This window comes from Janthinobacterium goodfellowi (assembly GCF_051380695.1).
Classification (GTDB): Bacteria; Pseudomonadota; Gammaproteobacteria; order Burkholderiales; family Burkholderiaceae_D; genus Janthinobacterium.
The window spans coordinates 252,808-270,103 of sequence record NZ_JBNYXN010000008.1 but is presented as its reverse complement, the minus strand read 5'-3'; the positions used below and the strand labels follow the sequence as shown (position 1 = coordinate 270,103).

Genomic DNA, 17,296 nt, shown 5'->3' with positions numbered 1-17,296 from the left:
GCATTTCACTACATCCGTCAACTCCTTCTTTTTCTCGTCTCACTCGGCATTTGCATGCGTCGTTCAGCGAGGGGGCGAATTATAGCCCTGCTCCGCGCGGCCCGCAAGCGCTATTTTGCAGCTGGGCAAATATTGCTGTGTGATATCGTAGCGCCAACAATCCCCTGCCTCATCACCTTGACTCCCATGCCTATTCCACACATCGTCCCCACAGCCAATCCCGCACTGGCCAACGCCCTCGAACATGCCATCAATAGCAAGACCAAGCCGCTGGGCAGTCTCGGCATGCTGGAAACCCTGGCCCGCCAGATCGGCCTGATCCAGCAAAGCACGCAACTGGCATTGCAGCAGCCGGCCATCATCGTTTTCGCGGCCGACCATGGCGTCGTTGCGGAAGGCATTTCCGCCTATCCGCAAAGCGTGACCTGGCAAATGGTGGAGAACTTCCTCGGCAACGGCGCCGCCATCAATGTCTTTGCCCGCCAGGCCGATTGCGCCCTCTATATAGTAGACGCCGGCGTGAACCACGACTTCGGCCCGCGCGACGGCTTGCTTGACCGCAAGCAAGGCCCCGGCACCCGCAATTTTGCCCACGAACCCGCCATGAGCCGGGAACAATGCCTGGCCGCCATGCAGGCGGGCATGGACCTGGCCGCCACCCTGGACGGCAATGTGCTGGGCTTTGGCGAAATGGGCATCGGCAATACCACTGCCGCCGCCGCACTGATGCACAAGCTGACGCAAACGCCGGTCGCCGACTGCGTGGGCGCCGGTACCGGCCTGTCCAAGGAAGGCATATTGCACAAGCAGCAGGTGATCGAGGCGGCCGTCGCCCATCATGCGGCAGTCCATGAGCCGCTCGACGTGCTAGCCACCTTTGGCGGTTTCGAGATCGCCATGATGGCCGGCGCCATGCTGAAGGCAGCCGAACGGCGCATGATTCTGCTCATCGACGGCTTCATCGTCAGCAGCGCCCTGCTGGTGGCGGCTCGTTTGCAGCCAGCCATCCTCGATTACTGCGTGTTTTCGCACTGCTCCGATGAAAACGGCCACCGCCAGTTGCTGGCCAGCCTGGATGCGCGTCCGCTGCTGCACCTCGATTTGCGCCTCGGTGAAGGCACGGGGTCGGCGCTGGCCTTGCCGCTGCTGCACGCGGCCGTCAACTTCATGCGCGAGATGGCCACCTTCGCCTCGGCCCAGGTCAGCGAAAAATCCACGCCAGACTAAGATCATGAGCAACCCCGTTTCCACCGCAGTCCATCAGTGCCGCCTGTTCTTCATCGCGCTGCAGTTCTTCACGCGCCTGCCGATACCGCGCTGGGTGGGGTTCGAGCCGGCCTGGCTGCAGCACGCCTCGCGCTACTTCCCGCTGGTCGGCATGGTGGTGGCGGCGATTTGCGGCGCCGTGTATCTGCTGGCCAGCTGGCTCCTGCCTTCGGCCGTGGCCGTGCTGCTGGCCGTCGCCGCCGGCATCTACCTGACGGGCGCCTTCCATGAAGACGGTTTTGCCGACATGTGCGACGGCTTCGGCGGCGGCTTGACGCGCGAGCGGGTACTGGAAATCATGAAGGATTCGCGCATCGGCGCGTATGGCGCCATCGGCATCGTCTGCCTGCTGGCCATCAAGTGCGCGGCGCTCGCTTCGCTGCCGCCTGCCACCATCGTGGCGACGCTGTTCATCGCCCATCCGCTCTCGCGCCTGGCCGCCGTCTCGCTGATCTGGCTCATGGACTATGCGCGCGATGAAGGCAAGGCCAAACCGATGGCCCAGGAAATGACGACGGGGGAATTCATCATCGCCGCCGCCTGCGCCCTGCTGCCTGCCATCGTCTGCGGCATGCTGGGGATAGTTGACTGGGCGGCGCTGGTCCTTGCCATCGTGGCGGCGGCGGCTGCCGCATTCTGCCTGGGCCGCAAATGCCAGCGCCGCCTGCAAGGCTACACGGGCGACTGCCTGGGCGCCGTGCAGCAGGTGGCGGAAGTGGCGATTTACCTGGCCATCCTTTCCAGCTTCCAGCCGCCTACACGCTTCTATTGACACCATGCGCCTGCTCCTCGTTCGCCACCCCACGCCGCAGGTGACCAGCGGCACCTGTTATGGCCGCAGCGACGTGGCGGTGGCGCCGCATGAAATCGCGAGGGTGCGCGCCCATCTGCAAGCGACCTTGCCACCCGGTTTGCCGCTCTACGCCAGTCCGCTGCGCCGCTGCGCCGGCCTGGCGACGGCCCTGGCGCAAGATCTGCCCGCGAGCGAATTGCACTTTGATGCCCGGCTGGCCGAAATGGATTTCGGCACTTGGGAAATGCAGCCCTGGCACGCGATTGCGCGCGCGGACATCGATGCCTGGGCCGCCGACCTGGCCTGGTACCACCCCGGCGGCGGCGAAAATGTGCTGGCGATGGCTGCCCGCGTCGATGCGTTTTTAGGCGACCTGTTGCGCGAACAACACGACACGGCGATCATCATCTGCCATGCGGGCACCATCCGCCTGCTGTCGGCATTGCAGGCGCGGCTGCCATTGGAGGAAACGGCCCTGCTGGCCGCCCATTCCGCCCACAAAATCGCCTATGGTGCGACGGTCGTCGTCGATTTCTGATATCGAATCGTCCAGCCAGCCATATCAGTCCACGCCCACTGCACGTATAATGACCGGGTTTTGGTGCCCGCGCTCATGTCCATGAGCGCAGTTAAACGGGAAACACGATGCCGCGCCCGCGGCGAACGTGTGCTGCCCCCGCAACGGTAAGCAAGTGTCGCCCCTGCCTACAGGAAGCGGACGACAAGCTATCTCTGACAACCACTGTGCTTGCAATCATCGAGCATGGGAAGGTGGGATAGCCGTACTTGCCAGCCCGGATACCGGCCAGGACAGGTGGAAGTGTGCGAACGGGGATGTTCGCGATCCGAATGGCCCATGGTCATCTTCGATCGTCATCTTCAGTTCCCACTTCTGTTCAATCTGGCCTACGGGGACGTCGGCTGGTTGCATATTACTAACTGAAAATTATCATGACCCATGCTGTTTCCCGCCACGCGGCGCTCACGTCGCTCGCGCTAGCCATTGCCGCGCCTGCCGCTTTCGCCCAATCTACGCCCAACACCTTCGATCCCATCGTCGTCACCGCCAACCGTTACCCGCAGCACCTGAGCGAAGTACTGAGCGATACGCAGACCATCAGCTCGGAAGAAATTGCCCGTTCGGGCGCCGGCTCGCTGATCGACCTGCTGCAAAAGCAGCGCGGTATCGAGGTCACCCGCAATGGCGGCGCAGGCACCTCGGCCAGCGTGTTCATTCGCGGCGCGAACAGCAACCAGAATATCGTCCTGGTCGACGGCGTGCGCATCGGCTCGTCCACCCTGGGCACGGCCAACTGGAGCGCCCTGCCCCTGTCGAGCATCGACCACGTTGAAATCGTCTACGGCCCCTTGAGCACCATGTACGGCGCCGACGCCATCGGCGGCGTGATCCAGATCTTCACCAAGAAAGGCGACGGCGCCACGCGCTTCTCCGCTTTCGCCGGTTACGGCAGCAACAACACGCGCCAGGCGGAAGCCAGCGTTGCCGGTTCGACGGGCGGCGCGAACAGCTTCAGCTACGCGCTGACCGCTGGCAAGGAAAAGTCGGACGGCTTCTCCGCCTCGAAACTGGGCGCTTCCTCGTTCACCTACAACCCGGACAAGGACGGCTACGACAAGGAAAGCATCAGTGGCCAGTTCGGCTACCAGATGGCCAAGGGCCATGAAGTCGGCCTGGTTCTCCTGAACAGCAAGTTGAAGGCACAGTACGACGCCGGTCCTGGCTACGATGCGCGCAGCAACCAGAAACTGGAAAACATCTCCGTCTTCACAAAGAACGAGTTCCTGCCCAACTGGACCAGCGAACTGCGCTACGCGGAAGCGCGCGACAAGTCGGGCGACGACAGCAGCGCCGCTTCGTATGGCAAAAGCCAGATCGACACGAAGCAGACCGACATCACCTGGCAGAACGACATCCGTATTGGCCGCGACAACCTGCAATTGCTGGCCAGCTACCGCGATGAAGATGTCATGTCGAGCAGCACGCCGGAAGTGACGGGCGCACGCAATACCAAGTCCTACGCAGCGGCGTACAACATGGTACGCGGCGCGCACCTGTTCAATATCAGCGGCCGCCGCGACGACAACTCGGCATTCGGCTCGCACAACACGGGCAGCGTCGCCTACGGCTACCGCATCAGCAATGCACTGCGCGCAAACGCCAGCTACGGCACCAGCTTCCGTGCACCGACCTTCAATGAGCTGTACTACCCGGGTTATGGCCTGGCATCGAACAAGCCGGAAACAGGGCGCAACGCGGAAATCGGCCTGCACTACAACGACGGCGTATCGCAAGCCAGCGCCAGCTACTACCATAACAAGGTCACCGACCTGCTGGTCAACACCACGCCTTGCCCGGATCCGCTGTTCAACGGCAGCTATGGCTGTGCCTACAACGTCAACAAGGCCGTGCTCGAAGGTGTGACCCTGGCGGCCAGCCGCAAGTTTGGCGCCTTCAATGTCAGCGGCAACATCGACCTGCAAGACCCGCGCGATGAAACCAAGGACAAGCAACTGGTACGCCGTGCCAAGCAGCACGCCAATGTCGCCGTTGACTACACGCTGGGCGCCCTGACCTCGGGCGCCGAATGGCAGCTGTCGGGCAAGCGCTACGACGATGCCGCCAACAAGAACGTCCTGGGCGGATATGGCCTGGTCAATCTGTATGCCACCTACCAGTTTGCTCCTGAGTGGTCGGTGCTGGCACGCTGGAACAACATCGCCAACAAGGACTACGAACTGGCCCGTTTCTATGCGACGCCAGGCTCGAAAGTCTTCGTCGGTGTACGCTACGGCATGAAATAAGCACGTCGTCATGATGTAAGCTGCGGGCGATGGCGTCGTGCCATTGCCCGCAGATGCAGTCCTGCAGTCCCCGTTTCCAAGGCAGTACATGCACCCATTCTTTCGCAACATGCGCCACCGCGCCACCGTGATCCTCACGGTGCTGGTCGCGTGCGCCGTTGCCAGCCTGATTTTCTCCGGCATGATCGGCTCGATCGCGATTCCGCTCGCCGACCTGCCTTCCGCCCTGTTCCACATCGTACAGGGCAAGACCGACACCCTCGCCGCCACCCTGCTCGACCTGCGCCTGGGCCGCGCGCTGACCGCCTTTGTCACCGGCGCGGCGCTGTCGCTGGCCGGCCTGATGATGCAGGCTCTGTTGCGCAATCCCCTGGCCGACCCGTATGTGCTGGGCATTTCCGCCGGCGCCTCCGTCGGCGCGCTGGCCGCGCTGCTGTTCATGTGCGCGCTGTGGGTGGTCGATGCGGCGGCATTCGCCGGCGCCGTCGGCGTGTCCATGCTGCTGTACTTCTTTGCCCGGCGCGACCTGCGCGGCGGCACGGCGGCCGAAGGCGGCGCCTCGCTCTTGCTGCTGACGGGCGTGATCCTGGCCTCGGCCTGCATGGCCATCGTCACCCTGATGCTCTCCATCGCCCCGGAAAGCCGCTTGCGCAGCATGGTGTTCTGGATGATCGGCGACCTGTCCGGCGCGCCAGCGCGCCTGATGCCCTGGCTGGTTTTGGCCTGCGCCATGGTCTTTGCGCTGCGCTGCGCGCGTTCGCTCAACGTCATGGCCCTGCACGCGGAAGCGGCCAGCACTCTGGGCGTGCGCGTGGGCGCCCTGCGCAAGGGCCTGTTCTTCTGTTCCGGCCTGCTTACGGCCAGCGCCGTCACCAGCGCCGGCAGCGTGGGCTTCGTGGGACTGATCGTGCCGCATGCGCTGCGCTTCGCCTGCGGCCCCGACCACCGCCTGCTGATACCGGCTGCCGCGCTGGCCGGCGGCACCTTCCTGGTACTGGCAGATACCCTGGCGCGCACCGTGCTGGCGCCATTGCAGCTGCCAGTCGGCGTGGTGACAGCCATGATCGGTGCCCCCGTCTTCCTGTACCAGTTGCACCGGCTGCGCAGGAGATGAAAAAAGCATGATACGTACCTACCAACTGGGCCTGAAGGCGGGCACGCGCTCCCTCGTGGAAAACCTGACCTGGCAGATCAAAGATGGTGAATGCTGGAGCATCATCGGCCGCAACGGCGCCGGCAAGAGTACTTTGCTGCGCACCCTGGCTGGCTTGCGCGAACCGGATGCCGGCCACGTGACGATACAGGGCCGCGCTCTGATCGACTGGCCGCTGGAAGCACTGGCGCGCGAACGGGCCTTCCTGGCGCAGGCGAGGCACGACGCGTTCTCGTACCGCGTCATCGAAACGGTGCTGTCGGCGCGCCACCCGTATCACGACAACCATTACTGGGAAGGCAGCGACGACCAGCGCATCGCCCTGGCGGCACTGGCCTCGATGGAAGTGGAACACCTGGCCGAGCGCGACGTGCGCAGCCTGTCCGGCGGCGAACGCCAGCGCGTGGCGATCGCCGCCATGCTGGCACAGGACACGCCCCTGCTGCTGCTGGATGAACCGGCCAACGCGCTGGACCTGGCGCACCAGGTCAGCGTCATGGGCCTGCTGTCCAGGCTGTGCCGCGAACAGAATAAAACCGTGGTCATGGTAGGCCATGACCTGAACCTGGCGCACAGCGTCTCGACCCATGCGCTGCTGCTGATGGGCGACGGCGGCTGGCTGGCCGGCCCCGTGGCCGACGTGATGCAGGCGTCCATCCTGGGCGACTACCTGGGCCACCCTATCGAGATCATCGATCACGGAAAACGCAAGATATTCATACCGAAAGAGGATCAGACATGAGCGACAACAAACCTATCGACGTAGAAACAGCCGCAATCAACGAGCGCCACCGCGTGCGCATGGAGAGAAAAAAGGCCATCATCGATGCGGCCATCGCCAAGGCCGACAAGGAAATCGGCATCATCATCGTCAACACGGGCAACGGCAAAGGCAAGAGTTCGAGCGGCTTCGGCATGGCCATCCGCGCCATGGGCCACGGCATGAAGGTGGGCGTGGTGCAGTTCATCAAGGGCGCCATGTCCACGGGCGAAGAAAAATTCCTGCGCCGCTTCCCCGACGAAATCAGTTTTCATGCGATGGGCGAAGGCTATACCTGGGAAACGCAGAACCGCGAGCGCGACATCGAAAAAGCCGAACTGGCATGGGAGCAGGCGAAGACCTTCCTGGCCGACCCAAGCTACGGCCTGGTGCTGTTCGACGAACTCAATATCGCCCTCAAATACAACTACCTCGACGTACATAAAGTCATCGCCGACCTGCTGGAACGCCCGCACATGCAGCACGTGGTCATCACGGGCCGTGGCGCACCGGACGAATTGATCGCCATCGCCGACACCGTCACCGAAATGGCCGTCGTCAAGCATGCGTACGCGGCCGGCATCGGCGCACAAATCGGCACCGAGTGGTAACAGCGCCATGACGCGCACCCTGGTCTTCGGCGGCGCCCGTTCCGGCAAGAGCGCCTATGCGGAAAAGCTGGCCCGCGAGTCCGGCAAGGAAGTGCTCTACATCGCCACCGCGCAGGCGGGCGATAACGAGATGGCCACGCGCATCACGCATCACCGTGCGCAACGCCCGGCCAAGTGGGCAACCCTGGAAGAACCACTGCGCCTGGGCGACGCCATCCTGCGGCAAGCACGGCCCGGCAGGCTGCTGCTGGTGGACTGCCTGACTTTGTGGCTGACGAATCTGATGTTTTCCAGCGGCGCGACGTATCCGGACGTGGGCGACATCGCCCTGCCCGAACTGTTCCACAGCGAGCGCGCGCACCTGCTGTACGCGCTGGCCGAAATCGAAGACACCGGCTGCGACCTTGTGCTCGTCTCGAACGAAGTGGGCATGGGCATCGTTCCCTACGGCGCCATCTCGCGCTGCTTCACCGATGAAGCGGGCCGCTTGAACCAGGCCGTGGCGGCCGTGTGCGACAAGGCTGTCTTGGTCGCCGCCGGCCTGCCCCTGTACCTGAAAGGCGGTCCATGCTGAGCGGCCTGTCCCTGCCCATGCTGGCCGCCTTGATGACGGCCGGCGTGCTGCTCGACATGCTGCTGGGAGAAACGCGCCGCTGGCATCCGCTGGTGGGCTTTGGCCGCCTCGCCAGCGCGCTCGAGCGCCTGCTGAACCGGGGCCGTGGGCGGTTCCTGCGCGGCGCGCTGGCCTGGTCGCTGGCCGTGCTGCCGATCAGCTATGCCGCCTGGTGGCTGTGCGGCCTGGCCGGCGCGGCCTTGCACGTCTTCCTGCTGTATCTGTGCCTGGGCCTGCGCAGCCTGCGCGACCACAACCAGCCGATCGCCGATGCCTTGGCCATCGATGATCTGGACAACGCGCGCCTGCTGACGGCGCGCATCGTCAGCCGCGACACGGCCAATGCCGATGCGGCCAGCCTGGCCAAGGCCAGCACGGAGTCCTTGCTGGAAAACGGCAACGACGCCGTCTTCGGCACCCTGTTCTGGTTTGCCGTGGCGGGCGGCCCCGGCGCCGTGCTGTTCCGCCTGGCCAATACCCTCGACGCCATGTGGGGCTACCGCAATGCGCGCTACGACTGGTTCGGCTGCTGCGCCGCGCGCATCGACGACATCCTCAATTACCTGCCGGCGCGCCTGACGGCCTTGTCCTATGTCTTGCTGGGCAAGAGCATGGCGGACAAAAAAAACGCATGGCACTGCTGGCGCACGCAGGCGCCCAACTGGGGCAGCCCGAACGCGGGGCCCGTGATGGCCAGCGGCGCCGGCGCCCTGGGCCTTGCCTTGGGCGGCGACGCCATCTACGACGGCGAGCTGGAACGCCGCCCGCCTTTGGGCGCTGGCCGTCCCGCCGAAGCGCGCGACATCGACCGTGCCTGGCGCCTGGTCGCCGAAACGGCTGTCTTGTGGCTGATCTGGGTGGCGCTGCTGGCGGGCCTGTCCTACCTGCGGGAGACCTATCTTGCTTGAACATGGCGGCAATCTGCGCGACGCGGCGCGCGAATACGGCCGGCCGATCGCCGACTGGATCGACCTGTCGACCGGCATCAACCCGCACTGGTATGCAGCGCCGGCTCCAGACGCCAACGCCTGGCACCGGCTGCCGGAAGCCGATCCCGCGCTGGCGGCCGCCGCCTGCGCTTATTACGACGCGCCGGCCATGCTGCCCGTGGCAGGCACGCAAGCCGCCATCCAGGCCCTGCCCCGGCTGCGCACGCCGTCGCGCGTGGCAGTGGCCGCGCCCTCGTATGCGGAACATGCGCACCACTGGGGCCAGCACGGCCACGATTTACGCCAGGTGCCGTATGCGCAACTGGCCGCCGCCGTGGGCAGCTGCGACGTGCTGGTCATCTGCAATCCGAACAATCCCACGGGCGAACGCATCGCACCGGAACTGCTGCTGGAGTGGGCCGGCAAGCTGGCCGCGCGCGGCGGCTGGCTGGTGGTCGACGAAGCGTTTGGCGACACGGAGTCACACGCCAGCCTGGGTCCCCATACGCATCGGCCAGGCTTGATCGTGCTGCGCTCGTTAGGCAAATTCTTTGGCCTGGCGGGCCTGCGCCTGGGCTTTGTCGCCGCCCATCCCCCGCTGCTGGCACAGCTGGCCGACATGCTGGGTCCGTGGACCGTCAGCGGCCCGGCACAGCAAGTGGCGCTGGCCGCCTTGAACGACACGCACTGGCAGGACGCGATGCGCGAGCGCCTGCGCGGCGAAGGCGCCCACCTGCACCAGTTATTGGCGGCGCACGGCATCGCCAGCAATGGCACGGCGCTGTTTCAATGGTGGCCGGAAGCACGCGCCGAGGCGCTCTGGCGCCACATGGCGGAAGCGGGCATCTGGGTACGCCTGTTCCGCCACGCCGCCCACGGCATCCGCCTGGGCCTGCCCCCCGACGAACATGCCTGGCTGCGCCTGCAGCAGGCCCTCACTGCATGGAAGCACACATGAAAATCCTGAAAATATCGCTACTGTTGGCCGGACTGGTCTCGCTGCAGGCGCATGCCGCTATCACTGTGCGCGACGACGACGGCAATACCGTCACCGTGGCAAAACCGGCACAGCGCATCCTGGCGCTGGCGCCGCACATCACGGAACTGCTGTTCGCGGCCGGCGGCGGCGACAAGATCGCCGGCGTCGTCAGCTACAGCGACTACCCGGAAGCGGCCAAGAAGATCACGCAAGTGGGCGACAACCGCCAGTACGACATGGAACGCATCATCGCCATGAAGCCGGACCTGATCGTCGTCTGGATGCATGGCAGCGCCGAGCGCCAGATCGCCATGCTGCGCCAGCTGAAGGTGCCCATCTATCACAGCGAGCCGCGCAAGCTGGCCGACATCCCCGACAGCATGGAACGCCTGGGTCAGCTGATGGGAACGGAAAAAACCGCCAAACCGGCCGCCTCCCAGCTGCGCGCCAAGCTGGCCAGCCTGACGGCGCAATACGCACAGCGCCCGCCCGTGCGCGTGTTTTACCAGGTGTGGGACAAGCCTCTATATACCTTGAGCGGCGCGAGCATCATCAGCGATTCGATGCGCGTGTGCGGCGGCCAGAATGTGTTTGCCGCGATGAAGGTGGTGGCGCCCGTCGTCACGCCGGAAGGCGTGCTACAGGAAGACCCGGAAGTCATCTTCGGCACCAGCGAAAAAAGCGATGCGCGCAGCGAAGGCGGCCTGGCCATGTGGCGCGCCTTCCCGTCGATGACGGCCGTGCGCAAAAATAACCTGTTCCGCCTGAATGGCGACCTGCTGAACCGCGCCGGCCCGCGCATGATCGAAGGCACGGCCGCCATGTGCGAACAGCTGGAAACGGCGCGCCAGCGCCGCAGCGCTCCCGCAGCCAAGGCGGCGCCATGAGTCATTACCAGCGCATTGCCTGTTTGTCGACGGAAGCCGTGGAGACGCTGTACGCGCTGGGCGCCGAGGACATCATCGCGGGGATCTCTGGCTTTACCGTGCGTCCGCCAAGGGCGCGCGAGGAAAAAACCAAGATCAGCGGCTTTTCGTCCACGAACCTGGAACGCATCCTGGCAGTGGAACCGGATCTCGTGATCGGCTTTTGCGACATGCAGGCCGATATCTGCCGCGACCTGGTCAAGGCCGGCATCGAAGTGCACCAGTTTAACCAGCGCACGGTCGACGGCATCCTGCGCATGATCGCCGTGCTGGCCGCGCTGGTGCAGCGCGAGGAAGCGGGCAAATTGCTGATCGCCAGCCTGCGCGCGGACATCGCCGCCGCACAAACCCGTGCCGCCGCCTGGACGCGCAAGCCCGTGATTTACTTTGAAGAGTGGAACGATCCCCTGATGAGCGGCATCGGCTGGGCGGCGGAACTGATCGCCATCGCCGGCGGCACGGACGCCTTCCCGGAATTGTCCGTGCAGCCGGGCGCGAAGGAGCGCATCATCGCCGATTCCCATGACGTGGTCGCACGCGCGCCCGACATCATTCTCGCCAGCTGGTGCGGCAAGAAATTCCAACCGGCGCAACTGGCGGCGCGCCCGGGCTGGGATGCGATTCCTGCCGTGAAAAATCAAATGCTGTTCGAGATCAAGTCGCCCGACATCCCGTCGCCCGGCCCGGCGGCGATTACCGAAGGGCTGCGCCAGATCAGCGACATCATCGCGCGCTGGCAACATCTGCAGGAGCAGCAGGCATGACGCTTCCCTTCCCCGTCCTGATGGTGCAGGGCACGACGTCCGACGCGGGCAAGAGCACCGTCGTCGCGGCCCTGTGCCGCTTGTTGAAGCGCCGTGGCGTGACGGTAGCCCCGTTCAAGCCGCAAAACATGGCCTTGAACAGCGCAGTGACGAGCGACGGCGGCGAGATCGGCCGCGCCCAGGCCTTGCAGGCGCTCGCCTGCGGTATCGCGCCGCACACGGACATGAATCCGGTGCTCTTGAAACCATCGTCGAACACGGGCGCGCAAGTGATCATCCACGGCAAGGTGCGCGCCGAGATGGATGCGCGCGACTACCAGCAATATAAAACCATCGCCATGGGCGCCGTGCTGGAATCCTTCACGCGATTACGCCGGCAGTACGACGCCGTCATCGTCGAAGGCGCGGGCAGCCCTGCCGAAGTCAATCTGCGCGCGCGCGACATCGCCAACATGGGCTTTGCCGAAGCCGTCGACTGCCCCGTGATCCTGGTGGCCGACATCGACCGCGGCGGCGTCTTCGCCCACATCATCGGCACCCTGGCCTGTTTGTCCGACAGCGAGCGCGCGCGCATCGTCGGCTTCGTCATCAACCGCTTCCGTGGCGATATCTCGCTGCTTGCGCCCGGCATCGAGTGGCTGGAACAGCAGACGGGTAAACCCGTGCTGGCCGTGCTGCCCTACCTGCAAGGCCTGTTCCTCGACGCGGAAGACGCCGTCGAAGCGACGCAGGCCGAACGGGGTGCCTTCAAGGTGGTGGTGCCGCAACTGCCGCGCATCAGCAACCACACGGATCTCGATGCGCTGCGCGCCCACCCCGGCATCGACCTGCAATTCATCCAGCAGGGGCAGCCGATTCCAGCGGCCGACCTGGTGATCCTGCCCGGCAGCAAGAACACGCGCAGCGACCTGGCCTGGCTGCTGCAGCAGGGCTGGCCCGCCTACCTGGCGAAACACCTGCGCTACGGCGGCAAGGTGCTCGGCATCTGCGGCGGCTTCCAGATGCTGGGGAAGTCAGTGAACGATCCGCTGGGCGTGGAAGGCGTGGCGGGAGAGTCAACGGCACTGGGCTTGCTCGACCTGGTGACGGAGCTGACGAGCGACAAGCGGCTGGAACAGGTGCGCGGCCGCTGCGCGTTTGCCGGCGCGGAAAACGCGCCCGTGGCAGGCTATGAAATCCACATGGGCGTGTCGCATGGCGCGGCGCTGGCGCAGCCGGCCTTCGTCATCGACGGCCGGCCGGAAGGGGTCGTGTCGGACGACGGGCAAATCCTCGGCAGCTATTTGCACGGCATGTTCGACACGCCCGCCGCGTGTGCTGCGCTGCTGCGCTGGGCGGGGCTGGACTCCGGCCAGACGGTGGACACCGCCGCGCTGCGCGAGGCGAGCCTGGAGCGCATCGCCGATGCGGCGCTGCCGTTGATGGATGCATTGGAACGATTACCGGGCTGATGATGTTGTCGGGTTACGCCGTACCGGCTAACCCGACCTACTTGGTGGATCAGATCAAACTCCAGCGGCTATTTTTTCAGGCACATGCCCATATACGAGCGGTCGGTCGAAAATTCGACCGCCATGCTTGACGACACCGGCATGAACATCGAGTAATCTGCCGGCACGTCGGCCGGGTCCTTGAACACGGCGATGCCATCGAAATCGGCGGCTTGCGCGCCCAGGCCCAGCTTGTTGACTGTGATGGTTTCCGCATGCGTCTTGCCGCTCGTGTTGTTCGTCAAGGTGGCGGTGTTGCCCGCAATCTCGATCTTGGCGCTGATGCCCGGCGCCGCACAGGCGTAGCTGCCGGCGATTTCGCTGCCGATCTTCTGTTGTCTGGCGGCCACGATGGTCCCCACGCGCAGCACGTTCTGCTGGTTGCGGCTGTAGCGGTCGATGAACAGCGCCAGCCCCCGGTCCCCCGCATGCACGTGGACGATGCCGAAATCCTGGCCGCCCTGGCGGGCGACGAGCAAACCGTTCTTCGCATCCTTGACCAGGGTCAGGCTGGCGCTTTCCGCTTCCAGCTGCGGCGATACCGCGGAGCACACGCCTTGCGCATTGAATACGCCACCATTGCACAGTTGCGCGCTGCCATCGGCCGCCACCTTGAGGCTGCCTTTCGGATTGAAACGGTCGCCGCCATTCGAGGCATTGCGCATGGCGCCCAGAAAGATATAACTGCCGGCCAGCCTGGCCACGTCACCCACCGCATAGCCGGTGCCGCTGACGGTCGACGCCATATTACCCAATTTGATATTGCCCGACAGAAGACGCGTGCGCGCATCGACGGTGACGCTGAAATCCGTTGCCGTGTAAATGGTGAGATGGCCGGCGGTGACAGCGCTGAACGTGCCGCTGCGGTCGCTCAAGCCGAACTGCGTCGACAGCACGCGGATGGCGTAGGTTTTCTTGACGTTGTCGAACGTGATGCGCCACGTGTCGCCGATATCGGCGGCCACGTCATACACCGTCTCGTCCGCATTGGCGCCGGCGATCACGGCCAGGCCAGCCTGGGCCGCGACCGCTTGCGAGGCGACCGTCACGGGATCGGTGACGGGCGTGACCACGACGGGCGGCGTGACCGGCGCTTCCGGCGCAGCGTGATCGCTGCCGCCGCCGCAGGCGGACAGCGCGGCGCCCAGGACAAGGAAGGTAAGTGCATTTTTCATGTGATAGGACTTTCGGGAAGGAGGGGCCGGAATTGCCGGAAGACACATGCTAGCCTTGCCCGCAATCTATTGCCATGGAACAAATGTTCCATGGACTCTGCCCCCGGCGCGATGCCAGAATGAACGGCGCGGGCGGCACGCGGACGCCATTTATGTGACAATTCATCGTACTGTCGGCTCCGTCTTACCTCCTCAGGCTCGCATCCATGACCAGTTCCCCGATTAAAAGCTACCTTCCCTGGGTGGTCGCCACCGCCCTGTTCATGGAGCAACTCGACTCCACCATCGTCAACACCGCCATTCCCGCCATGGCCGCCAGCCTGCATGTGACGCCGCTGAGCCTGAAGGCCGTCGTCACCAGCTACATCCTGAGCCTGGCCGTGTGCATTCCCATCAGCGGCTGGATGGCCGACCGCTTCGGCACGCGGCGCGTGTTTTCCGCCGCCGTTGCCATCTTCACCATCGCCTCCATCCTGTGCGGCCTGTCCGTCAATGCGCCCATGCTGGTGGCCGCGCGCCTGCTGCAAGGGGTGGGTGCGGCGATGATGATGCCGGTGGGCCGGCTCACCATCATCCGCACCTTTCCCAAGTCGCAATTGCTCGCAGCCATGAATTTCGTCATCATCCCTGCCCTGATCGGCCCCCTGCTGGGCCCCACGGTGGGAGGATTGATCGTGCACTGGCTGTCGTGGCGCGAGATTTTCTTCGTCAACGTGCCTGTCGGCCTGGCGGCGCTGTACCTGGCGCACCGCTACATGCCCGACTATTACGGCGATAAGCCCCGTCCGCTGGACCTGATCGGCCTGGTGCTGTTCGGCACGGGCATCGCGCTGCTGTCATGGCTGCTGGAAATCTTCGGCGAACACCGCATCGACGGCACTTCGTTTGCCGTGCTGCTGTTCATTTCCATCAGCCTGCTGGCCGCATATGCCTGGCATTCGAGCGAAGTGCTGCACCCGCTGCTGCGCCTGACCCTGTTCAAGATCCGCACTTTCCGCGTCTCCGTGGTGGGCGGCTTCGTCACGCGCCTGGGCGTGGGCGGCCTGCCCTTCCTGTTGCCGCTGCTGTACCAGCTGGGCCTGGGCTTGCCCGCCTGGCAATCGGGCTTGCTGATGATGCCGTCGGCCGCGGCCGCCATGGGCATGAAATTCATTTCCGCGCGCGTGCTGGCCCGCTTCGGCTACCGCCAGGTGCTGATCGTCAACACCGTGCTGATCGGCATTACCATCGCCATGTTTTCGCAGGTGAGCGCGGGCACGCCCCTGTACGTGATCGTCGCCATCAGCCTGTGCATGGGCTTTTTCAATTCGCTGCAGTTTTCCAGCATGAACACCATCGCGTACGCCGACGTCGACAAGGCCGATTCCAGCATGGCCAGCACCATCGCCAGCTCGATGCAGCAACTGTCGATGAGCTTTGGCCTCGCCTTCGGCTCGCTGATCACGGGTTGGTACCTGGGCGACATGCCGCAGTCGGACCGCGCCATGCTCAGCACGGCCCTGCACCACGCCTTCCTCACCCTGGCTGCCCTGACGGTGCTGTCTTCGCTGACCTTCTGGACCCTGCGCCGCGACGATGGCGAAAGCATCAGCAAGGGCACGGACAGCGACGAGGACGATGCGGCCGACGTGAAGGCCCAGGCCGTTGTACAGACGGAAGTGCAAACCACGAAAGGCTGAGCCACATCAAGCTTGCCGCCAGCGCCGCTGGTGCTTTTGCCCGGCGCTGCTACCGTGACGGCAGGAGGTGCACATGGCGGCCGAACGGCGCTTTGCGTGGAAGGGCACGGACCGCCATGGCAAGGCGGCCGAAGGCGTCTTGCGCGCCGCCGACGCCGGCGCGGCCACGGTCGCGCTACGACGCCAGGGCATCCTGGCCACCCGGGTGCAGGCTGCGCGCAGATCACCGGGCAAGGCCATCACGCGCAAGGATATCGCCCTGTTCACGCGCCAGCTGTCGACCATGATGGCGGCCGGCGTGCCGCTGCTGCACGCCTTTGACATCGCCGGCAAGGGCCACGCCAAACCCGCGATCACCGAGCTGATGCGCGACTTGCGCCACGACATCGAAGCGGGCAGCAGCCTGCAGCAAGCGTTCCGCCAGTTTCCCCTGCTGTTTGACGAGCTGTATTGCAACCTGCTGGCGGCGGGAGAACAGGCTGGCATCGTGCAGGACTTGCTGGCGCGCCTGGCCACGCACCAGGAAAAAGCCATCGCCCTGCGGCGGCAAGTGCGTGGCGCGCTGATGTATCCGCTGGTCATCGTGCTCGTCGCCATCGTTGTCACGGCCATCATCATGAGCGTGGTCGTGCCCGCCTTCCGCCAGGTCTTCGACAGCTTCGGCGCGCCCTTGCCACTGCCTACCCTGGTCGTCATGGGAGTGTCCACCTTCCTGCTCCGCTACTGGCTGGCCTTGCTGACGGCGCTCGTGCTCGCTTGCGTGCTGCTGCACCTGGCCTGGCGCCGCTGGCCCGCCTTGCGGCGACACACGCAACTGCAGGCATTGCGCCTGCCCGTGTTCGGCCCCCTGCTGCGCAAGGCGGCGATCGCCCGCTGGACGCGCACCCTGGCCGCCATGTTCGCCGCCGGAGTGCCGCTGCTCGACTCGCTCGGCCTGGTGGGCGCCGCCGCCGGCCACGCGCTGTACCAGGAGGCGACGACGCGCATCGAGCGTGAAATCCGCGCCGGCGGCAGCCTGGCCCTGGCCATGGAGCACAGCGGCGTATTTCCCCCTCTGCTGACGCAACTGGCCCTGATCGGCGAGGAATCGGGCGCGCTCGACGCCATGCTGTCGCGCGCGGCCGAGATCATCGAAGCGGACATCGACGCCACCGTGACCACCCTTTCCTCGCTGCTGGAACCGGCGTTGATGGTGGTACTGGGCGTGCTCGTCGGTTCCCTCGTGATCGCCCTGTATTTGCCGATTTTCAAGCTGGGGGCTGTGATTTGACCATTCACCCTGCGCAAAACGTCCCCATGCGCTGGCAGATGTTTTACACTGCGGCAGTGCCATGC

At 65.0% G+C, this 17,296-nt stretch carries 16 protein-coding genes and 1 riboswitch; of the genes, 15 read left to right on the top strand and 1 reads right to left on the bottom strand.

What is annotated here, in order from left to right; genetic code table 11:
- The first annotated feature begins 186 nt into the window (after positions 1 to 186).
- From cobT to ACQ4WQ_RS26130, 13 genes are all read left to right on the top strand, one after another.
- Positions 187 to 1,227, top strand: coding sequence for a nicotinate-nucleotide--dimethylbenzimidazole phosphoribosyltransferase (cobT, locus tag ACQ4WQ_RS26190; protein ID WP_436501065.1), 1,041 nt, complete (start codon positions 187 to 189; stop codon positions 1,225 to 1,227).
- 4 nt (positions 1,228 to 1,231) lie between these two features.
- Positions 1,232 to 2,038, top strand: a complete 807-nt coding sequence (locus ACQ4WQ_RS26185) for an adenosylcobinamide-GDP ribazoletransferase (protein WP_436501063.1) — start codon at positions 1,232 to 1,234, stop codon at positions 2,036 to 2,038.
- A 4-nt stretch (positions 2,039 to 2,042) separates the two neighbouring features.
- Complete coding sequence (locus tag ACQ4WQ_RS26180) at positions 2,043 to 2,597, top strand: histidine phosphatase family protein (protein WP_326458301.1); 555 nt, start codon at positions 2,043 to 2,045, stop codon at positions 2,595 to 2,597.
- A 44-nt stretch (positions 2,598 to 2,641) separates the two neighbouring features.
- Positions 2,642 to 2,883, top strand: a riboswitch (cobalamin riboswitch).
- A 127-nt stretch (positions 2,884 to 3,010) separates the two neighbouring features.
- Positions 3,011 to 4,882: a TonB-dependent receptor domain-containing protein gene (locus ACQ4WQ_RS26175; protein WP_436501061.1), complete on the top strand. Its 1,872-nt coding sequence runs from the start codon at positions 3,011 to 3,013 to the stop codon at positions 4,880 to 4,882.
- Between the two features lie 88 nt (positions 4,883 to 4,970).
- Positions 4,971 to 5,996 (top strand): FecCD family ABC transporter permease, encoded by a 1,026-nt coding sequence (locus ACQ4WQ_RS26170; protein ID WP_436501059.1) that lies wholly within the window; start codon positions 4,971 to 4,973, stop codon positions 5,994 to 5,996.
- Positions 5,997 to 6,003: 7 nt separating this feature from the next.
- On the top strand, positions 6,004 to 6,777 hold the full coding sequence (locus tag ACQ4WQ_RS26165; RefSeq protein WP_326458298.1) for an ABC transporter ATP-binding protein: 774 nt from the start codon (positions 6,004 to 6,006) through the stop codon (positions 6,775 to 6,777).
- Complete coding sequence (gene cobO / locus ACQ4WQ_RS26160) at positions 6,774 to 7,406, top strand: cob(I)yrinic acid a,c-diamide adenosyltransferase (RefSeq protein WP_326458297.1); 633 nt, start codon at positions 6,774 to 6,776, stop codon at positions 7,404 to 7,406. The genes ACQ4WQ_RS26165 and cobO overlap by 4 nt, the downstream gene beginning before the upstream one ends.
- A gap of 7 nt (positions 7,407 to 7,413) precedes the next feature.
- A complete protein-coding gene (gene cobU / locus ACQ4WQ_RS26155; RefSeq protein ID WP_436501056.1) occupies positions 7,414 to 7,980 on the top strand; it encodes a bifunctional adenosylcobinamide kinase/adenosylcobinamide-phosphate guanylyltransferase in 567 nt (188 codons plus the stop codon).
- Positions 7,974 to 8,927: an adenosylcobinamide-phosphate synthase CbiB gene (cbiB, locus tag ACQ4WQ_RS26150; RefSeq protein ID WP_436501054.1), complete on the top strand. Its 954-nt coding sequence runs from the start codon at positions 7,974 to 7,976 to the stop codon at positions 8,925 to 8,927. The genes cobU and cbiB overlap by 7 nt, the downstream gene beginning before the upstream one ends.
- Positions 8,920 to 9,906, top strand: a complete 987-nt coding sequence (gene cobD, locus ACQ4WQ_RS26145; protein WP_436501052.1) for a threonine-phosphate decarboxylase CobD — start codon at positions 8,920 to 8,922, stop codon at positions 9,904 to 9,906. The genes cbiB and cobD overlap by 8 nt, the downstream gene beginning before the upstream one ends.
- The gene (locus ACQ4WQ_RS26140; protein WP_436501050.1) at positions 9,903 to 10,814 is read left to right on the top strand and encodes a cobalamin-binding protein; all 912 of its coding nucleotides are present in this window, start codon (positions 9,903 to 9,905) and stop codon (positions 10,812 to 10,814) included. Before cobD ends, ACQ4WQ_RS26140 begins: the two co-directional genes overlap by 4 nt.
- Positions 10,811 to 11,617, top strand: coding sequence for an ABC transporter substrate-binding protein (locus ACQ4WQ_RS26135; protein WP_436501048.1), 807 nt, complete (start codon positions 10,811 to 10,813; stop codon positions 11,615 to 11,617). Before ACQ4WQ_RS26140 ends, ACQ4WQ_RS26135 begins: the two co-directional genes overlap by 4 nt.
- A complete protein-coding gene (locus tag ACQ4WQ_RS26130) occupies positions 11,614 to 13,068 on the top strand; it encodes a cobyric acid synthase (RefSeq protein ID WP_436501046.1) in 1,455 nt (484 codons plus the stop codon). Before ACQ4WQ_RS26135 ends, ACQ4WQ_RS26130 begins: the two co-directional genes overlap by 4 nt.
- 68 nt (positions 13,069 to 13,136) lie before the next feature.
- On the opposite strand, the gene ACQ4WQ_RS26125 is transcribed toward ACQ4WQ_RS26130, so the two are convergent.
- Entirely contained in the window at positions 13,137 to 14,282 is a 1,146-nt protein-coding gene (locus tag ACQ4WQ_RS26125; protein ID WP_436501044.1) for a hypothetical protein, read from the bottom strand.
- Positions 14,283 to 14,488: 206 nt separating this feature from the next.
- Here ACQ4WQ_RS26125 and ACQ4WQ_RS26120 point away from each other — a divergent pair, with 206 nt between their 5' ends.
- Positions 14,489 to 15,961: a DHA2 family efflux MFS transporter permease subunit gene (locus ACQ4WQ_RS26120; protein WP_326458289.1), complete on the top strand. Its 1,473-nt coding sequence runs from the start codon at positions 14,489 to 14,491 to the stop codon at positions 15,959 to 15,961.
- Between the two features lie 73 nt (positions 15,962 to 16,034).
- Positions 16,035 to 17,231, top strand: coding sequence for a type II secretion system F family protein (locus tag ACQ4WQ_RS26115; RefSeq protein WP_436501042.1), 1,197 nt, complete (start codon positions 16,035 to 16,037; stop codon positions 17,229 to 17,231).
- Positions 17,232 to 17,296: the final 65 nt, after the last annotated feature.